We start from the raw sequence: 14,124 nt of genomic DNA, 5'->3' as shown, positions 1-14,124 counted from the left end.
ATGATTAAAAAGCAAGAACATCTTTTATTTAATTACAGAATCATAATGGTCGTTTTAGTTTTGTTTTTTACTGCTCATGGTCAATGGAGGGTGCGCAGAGTAAATTTTGAGGGGAATAGAGAGTTCTTAAGAAGAGAATTGCTAAGCATCATGGAAATGAGGCCACAGTGGCCTTTTAATCGCATTCGTTATACAGATTTTAGATTACGATCCGATTTAGATATAATAGAAGCAGTTTACAGGGGAAATGGCTTTCTTAGTGTATCGGTTGATTCTGAAGTGGATAGAGATAGTTCACGAAATACGGTAACTATCATGATAACCATCGAAGAGGGACCACAGACACTCATTTCTGATGTCACCTTGATAACTCAAAAACAGGTACTTGACTCTACGGTGTTGGGTAAACTCAGTAGCGCATCAGAAAAACCACTCAAAAATTCCTATCTAATCAGGGATAGAAGAAAACTAAGAGAGTTATTGGCTCAGAGAGGATATCAGGAGACTTTAGTTGAGACGGATATTGAATACGACACGTTAGATAACAAAGCCGCAGTGAAATTCACAATAAAAGAGGGACCACTGATAGAGGTAGGTGAAATCGAATTGGATGGTGTTGAAAAGCTTCGTAGTAGAGCTTTAAAAAGAGAGCTTTCATTTGAGAGAGGGGATACGCTTACATTAAGCAAAATTAGAAACTCAGAGAGAAGATTGTACAGAACCGGGCTATTAAGCTACGCGGCGATAGAACCAGTGTTGAATGACACCACCGAGCAACGTTTTTATCTTCCCGATTCAGCTTACAAAATCAATGTTGCAGTGAATGAAGCTGATTTTTTTCGAATTCAGGCCGGTTTTGGGTATGGTACCGATGATGGGTTTCGATCATCACTTCGAAGTTCCTATAGCAATTTGTTCAGGTTGGGGCATAAGCTAACCTTAAGTGGAAGGGTGTCACAAAAGGTTCAAAGAGGCGAAATGATCTATTCCACCCCCTGGCTTTTCCGTTTACCGCTTTTTTTTGATGGCAGTGTGTATTACAACAGGTATAATGATCCCGATGTATATGTGGGGGTATTCGATGGATTAAGATTGGGCCTAAGTCATGAAACGGATAATAATATAACTCTTCGAACGTGGGCTAAGTGGGAGAACGTTCGTTCTATTGAGGCTCCCCAGGATGATAAATTACCCTTGGAAATACCCGGAAATCCGACTCATTCGCTAGGGTTAAGTGTAAATTATGACACACGAAATGATCTTTTTTCACCTACAAATGGAATTTTCACCCTTTTTGAAACTGAAGTTGCCGGCATGCTTGATAGAAAATCAAATCAGTTTTTAAAATTTCGGTTTGATACAAGGTTCTATTCAAATTACCGCGCCACCCTTTTCTTCTCTTCTGCCCTAAGAACTGGCTGGATAAATCCTTACGGAAGAAGTGAGGAGGCTCCTGTTCAGGAGCAGTTTTTTGCTGGGGGTAGAAGGACTGTTCGTGGATTTAGAGAAAACCATTTGGCAGTACAATCAGACGGTGATCCCTTAAAAGGAAATTTTTATGTAGTAGCAAATATTCTTGATTTCAGATTTCCTCTGTTCTGGTGGTTTGAAGGTGCTCTATTTCTTGATGCTGGAAATGTGTGGAGGAATTTAGGCGACATAAAAACACCGGAGGATTTTTTTAGAAAGATACGATGGGCTGCCGGGCCAGGTTTAAGAGTGAAAACACCTCTAATGGTGGTGAGATTTGATGCCGGTTTTAAACTGGATCGGAGAAGTGGAGAAAGCGCATGGGAATTTCATATCGATATTGGGCAGCCGTTCTAATCCTACTTCAAGTAACTCTTTTTCCTTCTTTTTTGCTTCTTTATTCTGATCAGACGATGCATGTTTCTATGCTCCCACTCTATCCATTCGTTGTAGAAGGGATAGTTTCTTTCTGCTTCTTTAAATTCCCTGCTGTGTACAACTCTCCGCCCGTTTTTTAGATATGCCGGGATTGCAATATGAAGCATTTCATGGTACATAATCCCTTTAATGACAAACTCGGGCACAATGGGTGAGTCATATACACCAGCGATGGTTATAAGGTGAAAGTCGACACCACTTTTATCTGTACGAATAGTGTGATATGATGTACGGGAGTCGCTTTTTCCCCACCTGAGATAGGACTCAAGGCGACCACTGAAAAAAGAGTTGTTTACTGAATTAAATATTTGACGTAAATCGTAAAAACTGCCTTGTGATAAGTTCTCAATTTTACTTAAATCACTTCTACATCGCTTTTCGTAACCATCTGAGTTAGAGATGTATTCCTTTATTATATGTTCAAAACTTCTCTTTTGGCTTTTCACTACCTTGTTGTTTTTGGCTCTGTTGAAGTGGGGAAGAAGAGCCCAGGAGATAACAGCCTGCACGACAGGTCTGGGGGCATCTTTAAAGTAGGAGGGAAGAGTAAGAGTTCTTTTGTAATCTTTGGCTGATACTCGCCATCCCTTTTTTAGTCGATTGCTGAAGTTGATGCTTAGATCGCTGCAGTTTAGAACCTGTAAGGCTTCTGAGTAAAAACACTCAGAGGTGTCGGTTTTTTGAGCGTTGGCATTGTGAAAAAGATTAGGCATTTAAAAATTATAAGTATAAAAAAGAAATGTGAAAATTCTAAAGCAAAGATAACTATAAACAGCTCAAAAAAAAAGAGCTAATTTGGTATAATGAACACTTTTTTGGTAGCATTAAATGTGTAATTCTTTAAAAAATCAAAACCCTATCAATTATTTTAAGACACTATTTAACAAAACTGACGTAAATATATAGCTGGAATAGATTTTTTTAACGTTCGAAGAAAAAAGATAAAATTTGATCCAGGTGTCTTCGAAATAAAATTTTATACTACGTTTATAACACAAAATGTCATGGAAAGGAGTATCTGACATGGCAAAACAGGTTGTCCCATGTCCTTATTGCGGAGAGGATATCCTTTCTGATGCCAGTGCATGTCCCCATTGTGGCTCAGATGAGCGTACAGGCTGGTCTGATCAAAGTTATATGGATGGAATAGATTTGGTAGATGAGGAGATGTATGAGGAGATACGGAGAAAAGAGTTTGGAACTACTAAATCCTCCTCAACAAAGGTTAAATTGCCCTGGAGAACAATTATTGGAGCCTTAGTATTATTAGCCTTTATATTGGCTATAATTCTTTAGAATTATCTTGATTGAACATTTTATAAAAGAAACTAAATGCAAGGAGGGCGCGTTGGTTGCACACCCTCCATTTTTCTCTTAGAGAGTTTTAAAAACCACCCATGCCACCACCAGGCATTCCGGCCGGTGCAGCAGGTGCAGCTTCTTTTTTATCCGGTTTTTCCGAAACGATGCATTCTGTGGTAAGAACAAGGCCTGCAATACTTGAGGCATTTTCAAGTGCAGAGCGGGTTACTTTGGTAGGGTCGATTACCCCGGCTTTTATCAGGTCTTCAAATTTATCTGAATAAGCGTTATAGCCGAAGGCTCCTTTACCCTTTTTTACCTCATTTGCGATGACAGAAGATTCTTTTCCTGCATTCACTGCAATCATTCTCAACGGTTCTTCACAAGCCCGTGCTATTATTTCAGCGCCTATCTGTTCGTCACCATTAAGTTTGAGCTTTTCAAGCACAGATGAAGCACGAATGAGGGCTACTCCCCCCCCGGCCACAACACCTTCTTCAACAGCTGCGCGAGTAGCATGAAGGGCATCTTCAACCCGGGCTTTCTTCTCTTTCATCTCTGTTTCCGTTGCTGCGCCAATTCTTAGTACAGCGACACCTCCGGCAAGTTTAGCCAGTCTTTCCTGAAGTTTTTCGCGATCGTAATCACTTGTGGAATCTTCTATCTGCTTTCTAATCTGGTTGATTCTTCCCTTAATATCAGAGCTCTTTCCGGACCCCTCAACAATTGTAGTATTCTCCTTGTCGATAACTACTCTTTTAGCTTTTCCGAGAGAATCCACTGTGGTGTTTTCGAGTTTTAATCCAGCATCTTCTGCTATTAAAACGCCACCAGTTAGTACAGCGATATCCTCAAGCATTTCTTTTCTTCTGTCCCCAAATCCAGGAGCTTTTACCGCTGCAATTTTCAGAGTACCGCGCAATTTATTTACAACCAAAGTAGCAAGCGCTTCCCCTTCCACATCTTCACTAATTATCAGAAGACTTTTGCCCATTTGAGAAACTTTCTCAAGAATCGGGAGAAGATCTTTCATAGCACTTATTTTTTTATCATAAATGAGGATAAAAGGATCTTCAAGTACAGCTTCCATGCTCTCGGAGTTGGTTACAAAATATGGAGATAGATAACCCCGGTCAAACTGCATGCCTTCAACGACATCCAGATTAGTTTCCATACCCCGTGCCTCTTCTACTGTGATTACTCCATCTTTACCAACTTTTTCCATAGCATCAGAAAGAAGGTCACCAATCTCCTTATCATTGTTTGCCGAAATCGCGCCTACCTGGGCGATCTCTTTCTTCCCTTCAACTGAGCGACTGTCTTCCCTGAGTTTTTTAACTACCTCTCTTACAGCAGCATCAATTCCACGCTTAAGAGCCATTGGGTCTGCTCCGGAAGTGACATTTTTAATGCCCAGATGAGCAATGACTTTGGCAAGCACAGTTGCAGTAGTTGTACCATCGCCTGCTGTATCACTTGTTTTGGATGCAACCTCTTTAACCATTTGTGCACCCATATTTTTAAACTTGTCTTCAAGCTCTATCTCTTTTGCGACAGTAACACCATCTTTTGTAACAGTTGGTGACCCCCAGCTTTTTTCGATCACCACATTTCGCCCGCGAGGACCAAGGGTTACCTTCACTGCATTAGCCAGTGTATCGACGCCATTTAAAAGTTTTTCTCTTGCATCCATATCAAATGAAATCATTTTTGCACTCATTTATCCAATATCCTCCTGATAAAGCTAATCTCTTAAGAGTGAATTCAGACAATCGCTAAGATATCACTTTCCCGCACTATTAAGTATTCTTCACCTTCAATTTCTAATTCTGTTCCGGCATATTTGCTGTAAAGCACCTTGTCCCCTTTTTTAACTGATATTTCTACTTTCCCGCCCTTATCGTTGGATTTTCCTGGTCCGACAGCTACCACTTCAGCCTCCTGAGGTTTTTCTTTTGCACTGTCTGGAATAATTATTCCCCCGGAAGTTTTCTCTTCTGCTGGAACTGCTTTAAGCAGTACTCTGTCTTCCATGGGCTTAACGTTCATTATGAATGCCTCCTTAAAAAAGTTTAATAACCTGCAATAAAATTTGAAGCCGCTAAACATTAGCAACTTGTATGCCACTGTACTCTGCACCGTTTTATCCTTCAGAAACAGAGACTCAAAAGGTGTGGAGTTCATTTTGCAACGTTTAAAATTGAAACAGCTATTCTGTTTTGGAACAGAAACAGGTATAAAGCTTACATTTTAATTTTTTTTTTGGCCTGCTAATTGCAACCTTCTATTCCGTTTCTTAATTTATTGGGCAAGTGATAACTATCGCTAAGATTGTGACCATTATATTCGTGTATAATCCAACATCTGGCTGATTCCTATAAAACGTAGCTTTCTAACATTTTTAAAATTTAATTCTCAAATGCACTACGAAATTATCGAAAGGAAAAAAATGAACAGGTTTGAGCTTGCAATAAGAACGTTTTTCTGGATTTTCTTTAACAAAAAATTCAGAGAGGAAATTCTCCCGTTTTTTGAGGAAAGACCCCTTGAGATAGCTGAAAAAAAGCCTGAAATCGAGGAAGTGCCAAAGGAAGAAGAGAAGCCCGCGCGCTCAGATGCCATTGCCCTTCTTTCCCTTTTGCAGAGAGAGGGGCGTCTGGTCGATTTTTTTATGGAGCCAATAGATGCCTACAGCGATGCTCAGATAGGCGCTGCGGTCAGGGATGTGCATCGGGGATGTGCTACGGTGCTGGATAACTCTTTTGGCGTTGAGCCTGTGTTGGATAAGCAGGAAGGGGAAGAGATTGAAATAGTAGCTGACTTTGACCCGGAGAAATATCGCTTAACGGGTAATGTAAGTGGAAATCCGCCCTATAAAGGTGTTTTAAGGCATCATGGATGGAAAGCAAGCAGGTGTGAACTGCCCGTTTGGCAGGGAAGTGATGAATCGGTAGATATTGTGGCTCCCGCCGAACTTGAACTTCCCTGAGAGCATAAACAGAGTCTAAGAGATAAGGAGTGGAAAAGTATATGGAATCTCAATATGCAATTGGGATAGATCTTGGTACCACTAACAGTGTAATCGCTTACGCTAAGCTTGATGATGAGCAGGCGGAAGTAAAACTTCTGGAAATACCCCAACTTGTTTCTCCATCAACTGTGGAAAGCCGTTTAAATTTACCCTCTTTTTGTTATCTTTCCACTGAGGCGGAGAAAGAAAAAGGGGTTTATGATCTGGAGTGGGAAAAGGGACGGGATTATGTAGTAGGTGAGTGTGCAAGGCGTCAGGCCGCTGATGTTCCTTCACGCACTGTAGCTGCTGCAAAATCATGGCTTGCACATAGCCGGGTAGATCGAAGAGAAGACATATTGCCCTGGGGGGCTTCCCAGGATGTGAAAAAGATCTCTCCTGTTGAAGCTTCTAACCGGTATCTGTTACATCTGGTTAATGTATGGAATCAAAATTTCCCCGATGCTCCAATTGGTGATCAGCAGGTTGTATTAACTGTACCGGCTTCTTTTGATGCCAGTGCACGTGAGCTTACAATGGAAGCTGCAAACAGGGCCGGTCTTTCTGAAAACCTGGTGCTTCTTGAAGAACCTCAGGCTGCTGTGTATGCCTGGTTAAATGATTCTGGTGATAGTTGGAGGGAAAAGTTAAGGGTTGGAGAAACTCTTCTTGTATTTGATGTAGGGGGAGGGACAACTGATTTTACTCTTATTGGAGTTGAGGAGGAGCAAGGGGATCTGGTCCTAAAGCGAATCGCGGTGGGCAACCATACGCTGGTTGGAGGAGATAATATGGATCTCACTTTGGCCCACAATGCTCATCAGGTTTTTAAAGACAAGGGGGTAAATCTTGATCCCTGGCAATCGGTTGCACTTTGGCATTCCTGTCGCAATGCAAAAGAGCAGCTTTTAAGCATAGGAGGACCACCTACACATCCTGTTACGGTTCTGGGGAGAGGGTCTAAGCTTATTGGTGGTACTGTATCAGCCGATTTGTCCGCGGATGAAACAAAAAAGCTTCTTGTTGATGGGTTCTTTCCATTATGTCCTGCAGATGCACAACCCGCAAAACGTGCGGCTTCAGGTTTCAGGGAGCTTGGGCTTCCATTTGAAACAGATACCGGTATTACTCGGCATCTTGCTCGCTTTCTAAGAGTTCAGGGGGAAGGTGAGCATTCTGTTCACCCAACCCATATACTCTTTAATGGGGGAGTATTTAAGGCTGATATCTTTAAAATGCGTGCTCTTGAAGTGGTGCAGTCCTGGTTTGGTAAAGAGGTGTTGCCTCTTGAGCAGTCTCCGGATCTTGATTATGCGGTATCAAGAGGTGCTGCCTATTATGCAATAGTAAAACAAGGTAAAGGGCTTAGAATAAGAGGCGGAACTGCTCGCTCCTACTATGTGGGGATAGAAACGGCAGGACCAGCTGTTCCGGGAATGGAAAGACCGCTTTCGGCTTTGTGCGTAGTACCTTTTGGAATGGAAGAGGGAACGGAAATCGATGTCTCCAGTGAGGAAATTGGACTGGTAGTGGGAGAGCCGGCAAAATTCAGGTTCTTCAGCTCTTCGGTAAGAAAACAGGATCAGGCCGGTGATGTATTACCCTATATAAACGAATCAGAGATGGATGAAACTGATTCACTCGAAGCAAATCTACCAGGTGATGAGAAGTTTCAGGAGGGGTATGTGCCTGTTAAATTTCAATCACGAATTACAGAACTAGGAATGTTTGAGCTCTGGTGCAAAAGTACCGTTTCAGATGATTCATGGAAACTAGAGTTCAGTGTAAGGGATAAGCAATGAATTGTGATCAGGAAAACCAGTGCAGGTATATTGTAGGAATTGACCTTGGTACCACAAACTCAGCAGTGTCTTTCGTTGATACCGAATCTAAAAATCCGAAGATAGAAAATTTTGCAGTACCGCAGGTTACCGCTCCGGGTGAGTATGCAAATAAAGACCTGTTTCCCTCATCTCATTATGAAGCGTCTGAAGCGGAGTTTAATTCCGGAGCTTTAAATCTCCCCTGGGATCAAAACAACAAACGGGTAGTGATGGGGCATTTTGCCAGAACACATGGAGCCAAAGTGCCCGGAAGGCTTGTTGTGTCTGCCAAGTCCTGGTTAAGTCATTCTGGTGTTGACCGCACTGCAGCACTTCTTCCCTGGCATGCAACTGAAGATGTGGAAAAAATATCACCTGTAGAGGCAACAGCTAGGCTGCTCTCACATATCAGGCAGGCCTGGAATTACGAACACCAAAAATTTCCTCTGGAAGAGCAGGATGTAATAATTACAGTACCAGCTTCATTTGACGAAGTCGCAAGAGAACTCACTGTCAAGGCTGCTTCGGATGCAAAATTAAACAACATCGTTCTGCTCGAGGAGCCACAGGCAGCCTTTTACTCCTGGATAAGTCAGCATATTTCTGATTGGCACGAAAGGGTAAATGCCGGACAGAAAATCTTAATCTGCGATATAGGCGGAGGTACTACTGATTTCACTCTTATTGAGGTAAGGCCCCAGGATGGAGATATAAGTTTCCACAGAGTTGCTGTTGGTGATCATTTAATCCTTGGGGGAGATAATCAGGATCTCGCACTTGCCTACCACATTGAGAGAAATCTTCTGCACGGGAAAAAACTTACCCCCAGACAGTTCACATCACTTGTAAGAAGTTGTCAGTTTGCCAAAGAAACACTTCTTTCGAATAATGCACCTTCCCAGATTACAGTAAATATTGCCGGAACCGGGACATCATTAATTGGGGGTGCAATTCAGACAACTTTGACCAAAGAAGAGGTCGAAGATGTATTGGTGGAAGGATTTTTTCCGCATGTTGGATTAGATGAAGTGCCCGTATCCCGTCAGTCCGGGTTCCAGGAGTTTGGGTTACCTTACGCAGCTGATGCAGCTGTAACCCGTTATCTGGGTTCCTTTCTCTCTTCACATGCCAAAGCAAACACTGGTGATACAGAAACAGGTGAAAATCTCGAGGCCATAAGACCAGACATCATTCTTTTTAACGGAGGCGTTTTTTCTTCGCCACTAATTCAAAAAAGAATTCTTGATGTACTTGGAAGCTGGTTTTCAAAGCAAGATCAATCCTGGTCTCCACTGGTACTTTCAAATCAAAGACCAGAGCTTTCAGTGAGCAGAGGTGCCTCATACTTTGGAATAGTCAGGCGTGGATTAGGGGTTAGGATATCTGCCGGGCTTGCCAGAAGTTACTACATTGGGGTTGAAACAAAAGCAGAAGATGGCGTTTCACTCTCTGCACTTTGCCTTGCTCCTGCTGGGCTTCAGGAGGGTAAAAGTGTTGATCTTTCAAGTCGAACCTTTAACCTGCTAATACGTCAACCAGTTGAATTTCCACTGTACGTATCGAGTATTCGAACAACCGATCAGCCTGGAGAAATTGTTGAAATAGATCCGCTTCAAATGCATGCTTTGGCTCCGATTCGCACTGTGCTTCGTTCCGGAAAAAGCATGGAGGCAAAAACAGTTGAAGTGATAGTACATGTGCGACTTACGGAAATCGGTACTCTTGACCTCTGGTGCTCCGAAAAAGGCGGTAACAGAAGCTGGAGATTACAGTTTGATGTTCGTTCCGCAACACGCACCGATATTGCAGAGCATTCAGGAGCCGGTGAAGCTTCTGGAGTGATCGATATAGAAACAGTGAATTTGTGCTTGAATGAAGTTATTAGTACTTTCAGAACAGATTCTAAACGAATAGGCAATGCTGATGATCTAATTAAAAGAGTTGAAAATATATGTGCAATAGAACGCTCCAACTGGCCGCCATCGTTTTTGCGTTCACTCTGGGAAGTGCTGCTTGAGAACGAAAAAGGCAGAGGAACGGATCCTAGATATGAAGCGCGGTGGCTTAATATGATCGGGTTTTCCTTAAGGCCGGGATATGGGGTTGCTGTAGATGATTGGAGGGTAAAACAGACCTGGCAGATATACCGATTAGGGGTGCTACACGGAAGAAATCAGGCCTGCCGTGCGGAGTGGTGGATATTATGGAGGCGTATCGCGGGTGGTTTGACCTCTGGTCAACAGCGTACACTTGCTCAACCACTTTTAAGTTCTCTGCGTTCTTTGTTTAACGATGAAAAAGGAGCGGCAAGAAGAAAACGGAGGGGAAAAGGCGGGGATGAAAAATATGGTGTACATGAACTAAGTGAAATCTGGCGTTTATTGGCGTCTCTTGAACACCTTGAAGTTTCTATGAAAAAAGAACTTGGTGATATCGCCTTACGCTTGCTTAACCGTAAAGACTCTTTGGCTTCAACCGCGGTGTGGGCACTCGGGCGACTGGGGGCAAGAATTCCAATGTATGGAAATTTAAATAGTTTGGTTGATCATGATGTTGTTGAAAAATGGATAGAAAAACTTATTGAAAACGCAAAACCGGCTTTTGATCTCTACTTTACCCTGATGCTATTGTCTCGCAAAACGGGCGATCGCTATAGAGATATTGGCGAAGAATTAAGAAGCAGAGTTGCTGAATTTTTAGTAAAAAATGGTGCACCTCAGCACTACATATCGCTTGTTAAAGATGGGGGACGACTCGATGAGGAGGAGCAAAATTTAGCGTTTGGAGAGCAGTTGCCCAGGGGCCTTAAGATAGTAGGGTAAATGTTCAGGCGCTGTTTATGATAATAAGAATTGCATAAAAGTCCTGCAAACGACTATTTTTAAAGACTTCTTAACTCTTCTTATGGCAAAGATTGGTTTTTTTCAATGCTTACAGACGATTTTCATTATGAGCTTCCGGAGCACCTTATAGCCCAGGAACCCTTAAAGGATCGTGATTCCTGCAAACTACTTTCGCTTTCAAGAAAGAGTGGTCAGGTGGAACATCTCTTCTTTAAGGATTTGCACAAACTGCTCAAGGCTGGTGATAGACTCGTATTTAACAATACCAAGGTGATCCCTTCAAGGCTGTTCTGCAGAAAACCAACAGGAGCTGCTCTTGAACTTTTCATGACCGAGCGGATCAACCAGCAATGCTGGAAAGCAATGATAAAGCCAGCCAGGAAAGTCCCGCCTGGTTCTGTTATGATTCTTGAATACAATGAAGCCATTCAGTTTAAAGTGGGAGAGATACTTGATGGTGGTGAGAGGAAGATACAGCTCATAGAAGGAGCACAATCGGTAGATGAAGTATTGGAGAAGTACGGAAAAATGCCGCTTCCTCATTACATACAAAGAGAAGAAAAGCTTGAAGACAGAGAACTTTACCAAACTGTTTACGCTAAGAATTCCGGAGCTGTTGCTGCTCCAACTGCAGGGTTACATTTTACGCCTGAGTTAATTAACAGGTTAAAGGCAATGGGAGTAGAAACAACATTTATAACGTTGCATGTTGGTATTGGTACTTTCAGGCCCGTAAAGGTAAAAGATCCTCGTAAGCATAACATTCATGAGGAACGATATGAATTGAGCGAGGATTCGGCAAATGAGATTAACCGTACGTGGCTTAGAGGGGGTAGAGTGATTGCAGTGGGTACGACAGTTGTAAGAGTACTTGAGCATTGTGCTACCGGTTATCATAATATTGAACCTTCAACCGGAAAAACTACGTTGATGATTCTTCCGCCTTTTGAGTTTAAAGCAACCGATGTATTGATAACCAATTTTCATCTACCCAGATCTACCCTTTTAATGCTTGTGAGCTCTTTTGCATCACGTGAGAAAGTACTAAATGCCTATAATGAAGCTGTTGGGTGTCAATACCGATTTTTCAGCTATGGTGATGCAATGATTATAAATTAGTACGCTTTATGCTTAAAGGCTTGACCCTAATCATTGCGGGTGTTATCTTCCTATAAACACAGACATTGATGATAAGTTATTCTGGAGCCCGTATACAATTATACGGGCTCTGTTTTTTAATCAGTTGAACAGGAGTTATTATGGCTGGTGATATCATGAACAGATCGGTAGATAGTGTCTTATGGCAGGATTACAGGGCATCTGACACCGGCATGATTGTTTTCTATTCAAGTGATCCGGTATCAGAATTACCAATACGTGAAGTACCAGAGCAATACCCGAGTGATATAATTCCCGAACCTAATTATGAAACCGGGACTTATGGCTTTTACGGTTGTTCTAAAAGCAAAGTGCGTACTAATTTTATCAAATCAAAATATAGATATTTGCTTTTTATGACCAAATATGTTGGGGCTGACACGGAATATAAAGATCGTTTCTTTATAACCGGATATTACAGAGTAGCACAAACTGCGGATGTAAAAAAGCAGCATATTCGTTACTGTTCAGATTATTCCTGTCTTGATGAAGACGGCTGCTATGCTTTAAGGGCTGATGAGAAGGCTTTTGTTTCCATTGAGGACTCTTTTGAAGTAACAAAGGAAGTACTTGGTGAATGGGATTTTAAGTCACGTTTAACACGTCAGACAAGAATAACACTGAATGAAGAACAAACACTAAGAGTAGTAAATCACCTGCAGAGTAAGCAGGATATCACATCAGAGTACATTCAGGAAACTCAACGTCTTCAGCCTCACGGTGATGAAGATGAGGATGTTCTGAAGTAGGTGTAATAAGGAGTGATACTGTGGATTTTATGAATTCCATTTTAATAGTTGGAGCTGGTGGCAGGGAACATGCGATTTTAAAGGCTCTTCTGCGCTCTGATCGACCATTATGCATGTATGCATATCCCGGAAATCCTGGTATGGAAAAAGACGGCTGTATGCTTGTTGATAAAAAAATCAATAACTGGGATGAGCTTGCAGATTGGGCCCGGGATAATGAAATCGATCTAACGGTTGTTGGTCCCGAGATTCCTCTTGTTGAAGGGATTGTGGATTCCTTTAAAACAAAAGGGCTTACAATCTTTGGACCCTCAAAAGATGCTGCCAGAATCGAGGGGAGTAAGGCGTTTTCAAAAGAACTGATGAAAAAATATCAGATTCCTACTGCAGAATATGACCTGTTTAGCTCTAAAAGTGATGCGCTCCGGTATCTTGAAAAAAAAGGTGCGCCGATCGTTATTAAAGTAAGTGGACTTGCTGCAGGAAAAGGTGCTATAGTGTGTAACTCTATGGAAGAAGCAAAAAGGGCACTGGATGAGATATTTGACGCAAAAAGTTTTGGCTCAGCCGGAGAGACTGTAGTAATAGAGGAGAAAATGGAAGGAGAGGAGGCTTCTGTATTTGTTCTTACTGATGGAAAAACATACAGAATACTCCCCGTTTCTCAGGATCACAAGGCAATAGGTGAGAAAGATACAGGCCCCAACACTGGTGGTATGGGAGCGTATGCGCCTGCTCCGGTAGTTGATAATCAGTTACTTTTAGAAATTGAACAAAATATAGTTGTACCCACTATTCGGGCTATGGATCAGGAAGGAAGTCTCTACAAGGGGCTTCTTTATGTGGGAATAATGATTACTAAAGACGGACCAAGGGTGGTTGAGTATAACTGCAGATTTGGGGACCCTGAAACACAAGCTGTATTGCCGCTTGTTTCCTGCGACTGGTATGAGGTATTTAAAGCATGTGCTTTAGGGAATCTTGCTACTGTAAAATGGTCTGTCAGTTCGGGGTACTGTGTAGCCGTTGTGCTTGCAAGTAAAGGCTATCCCGGAGAATATGAAAAGGGTAAACCAGTTACAGGAATAGAAGAAGCTGAGCAAACAAAATCTAATATAGACGTGTATCATGCTGGCACTGCGTTTGATGAAAACGAAGATCTTATTACAAATGGTGGCAGAGTTCTTGCCGTTAGTGCCTGGGCAGAGACTCTTATCGATGCGATCGGTTTTGCCTACGAAGGAGTTGCAGAAATTAACTTTGAAGGCAAAGTGTTTCGCAGAGATATCGCTGCAAAGGGGCTCACCAGATTGAAAAAAAGAGTTTAGTAA

11 protein-coding genes are annotated in these 14,124 nt (G+C 42.1%); 8 read left to right on the top strand and 3 right to left on the bottom strand.

What is annotated here, in order from left to right; genetic code table 11:
- Nucleotides 1-1,827, top strand: coding sequence for a BamA/TamA family outer membrane protein (locus QA601_09950; protein MDG5815403.1), 1,827 nt, complete (start codon nt 1-3; stop codon nt 1,825-1,827).
- Between the two features lie 2 nt (nt 1,828-1,829).
- Here the strand turns inward: QA601_09950 and QA601_09945 are convergent, their stop codons facing one another.
- Entirely contained in the window at nt 1,830-2,621 is a 792-nt protein-coding gene (locus QA601_09945; GenBank protein MDG5815402.1) for a hypothetical protein, read from the bottom strand.
- A 310-nt stretch (nt 2,622-2,931) separates the two neighbouring features.
- On the opposite strand from QA601_09945, the gene QA601_09940 reads away from it, so the two are divergent.
- A complete protein-coding gene (locus QA601_09940) occupies nt 2,932-3,204 on the top strand; it encodes a zinc ribbon domain-containing protein (protein ID MDG5815401.1) in 273 nt (90 codons plus the stop codon).
- Nucleotides 3,205-3,292: 88 nt separating this feature from the next.
- Here the strand turns inward: QA601_09940 and groL are convergent, their stop codons facing one another.
- Together groL and groES are read right to left on the bottom strand one after the other, a co-directional pair.
- Nucleotides 3,293-4,930 carry a chaperonin GroEL gene (groL, locus tag QA601_09935; GenBank protein MDG5815400.1) on the bottom strand — a complete coding sequence of 546 codons (1,638 nt, stop codon included), beginning with the start codon at nt 4,928-4,930 and terminating at the stop codon, nt 3,293-3,295.
- A 44-nt stretch (nt 4,931-4,974) separates the two neighbouring features.
- Complete coding sequence (gene groES, locus QA601_09930) at nt 4,975-5,259, bottom strand: co-chaperone GroES (protein ID MDG5815399.1); 285 nt, start codon at nt 5,257-5,259, stop codon at nt 4,975-4,977.
- A gap of 400 nt (nt 5,260-5,659) precedes the next feature.
- Here groES and QA601_09925 point away from each other — a divergent pair, with 400 nt between their 5' ends.
- The 6 genes from QA601_09925 (at nt 5,660) to purD (ending at nt 14,121) form a co-directional block, all read left to right on the top strand.
- The gene (locus QA601_09925) at nt 5,660-6,199 is read left to right on the top strand and encodes a DUF2760 domain-containing protein (GenBank protein MDG5815398.1); all 540 of its coding nucleotides are present in this window, start codon (nt 5,660-5,662) and stop codon (nt 6,197-6,199) included.
- 41 nt (nt 6,200-6,240) lie between these two features.
- Nucleotides 6,241-8,022, top strand: a complete 1,782-nt coding sequence (locus QA601_09920) for an Hsp70 family protein (GenBank protein MDG5815397.1) — start codon at nt 6,241-6,243, stop codon at nt 8,020-8,022.
- Complete coding sequence (locus tag QA601_09915) at nt 8,019-10,865, top strand: hsp70 family protein (GenBank protein MDG5815396.1); 2,847 nt, start codon at nt 8,019-8,021, stop codon at nt 10,863-10,865. The genes QA601_09920 and QA601_09915 overlap by 4 nt, the downstream gene beginning before the upstream one ends.
- 105 nt (nt 10,866-10,970) lie before the next feature.
- Complete coding sequence (queA, locus tag QA601_09910) at nt 10,971-12,005, top strand: tRNA preQ1(34) S-adenosylmethionine ribosyltransferase-isomerase QueA (protein MDG5815395.1); 1,035 nt, start codon at nt 10,971-10,973, stop codon at nt 12,003-12,005.
- A gap of 140 nt (nt 12,006-12,145) precedes the next feature.
- Nucleotides 12,146-12,793, top strand: coding sequence for a hypothetical protein (locus QA601_09905; protein ID MDG5815394.1), 648 nt, complete (start codon nt 12,146-12,148; stop codon nt 12,791-12,793).
- 29 nt (nt 12,794-12,822) lie between these two features.
- Nucleotides 12,823-14,121 (top strand): phosphoribosylamine--glycine ligase, encoded by a 1,299-nt coding sequence (purD, locus tag QA601_09900; protein ID MDG5815393.1) that lies wholly within the window; start codon nt 12,823-12,825, stop codon nt 14,119-14,121.
- Nucleotides 14,122-14,124 lie beyond the last annotated feature (3 nt).

This window comes from Chitinispirillales bacterium ANBcel5, from assembly GCA_029688955.1.
In the GTDB taxonomy this organism is placed as follows: Bacteria; Fibrobacterota; Chitinivibrionia; order Chitinivibrionales; family Chitinispirillaceae; genus Cellulosispirillum; species Cellulosispirillum alkaliphilum.
The sequence above is the reverse complement of the archived record's forward strand: the minus strand, read 5'-3'. Positions and strand labels throughout refer to the sequence as shown.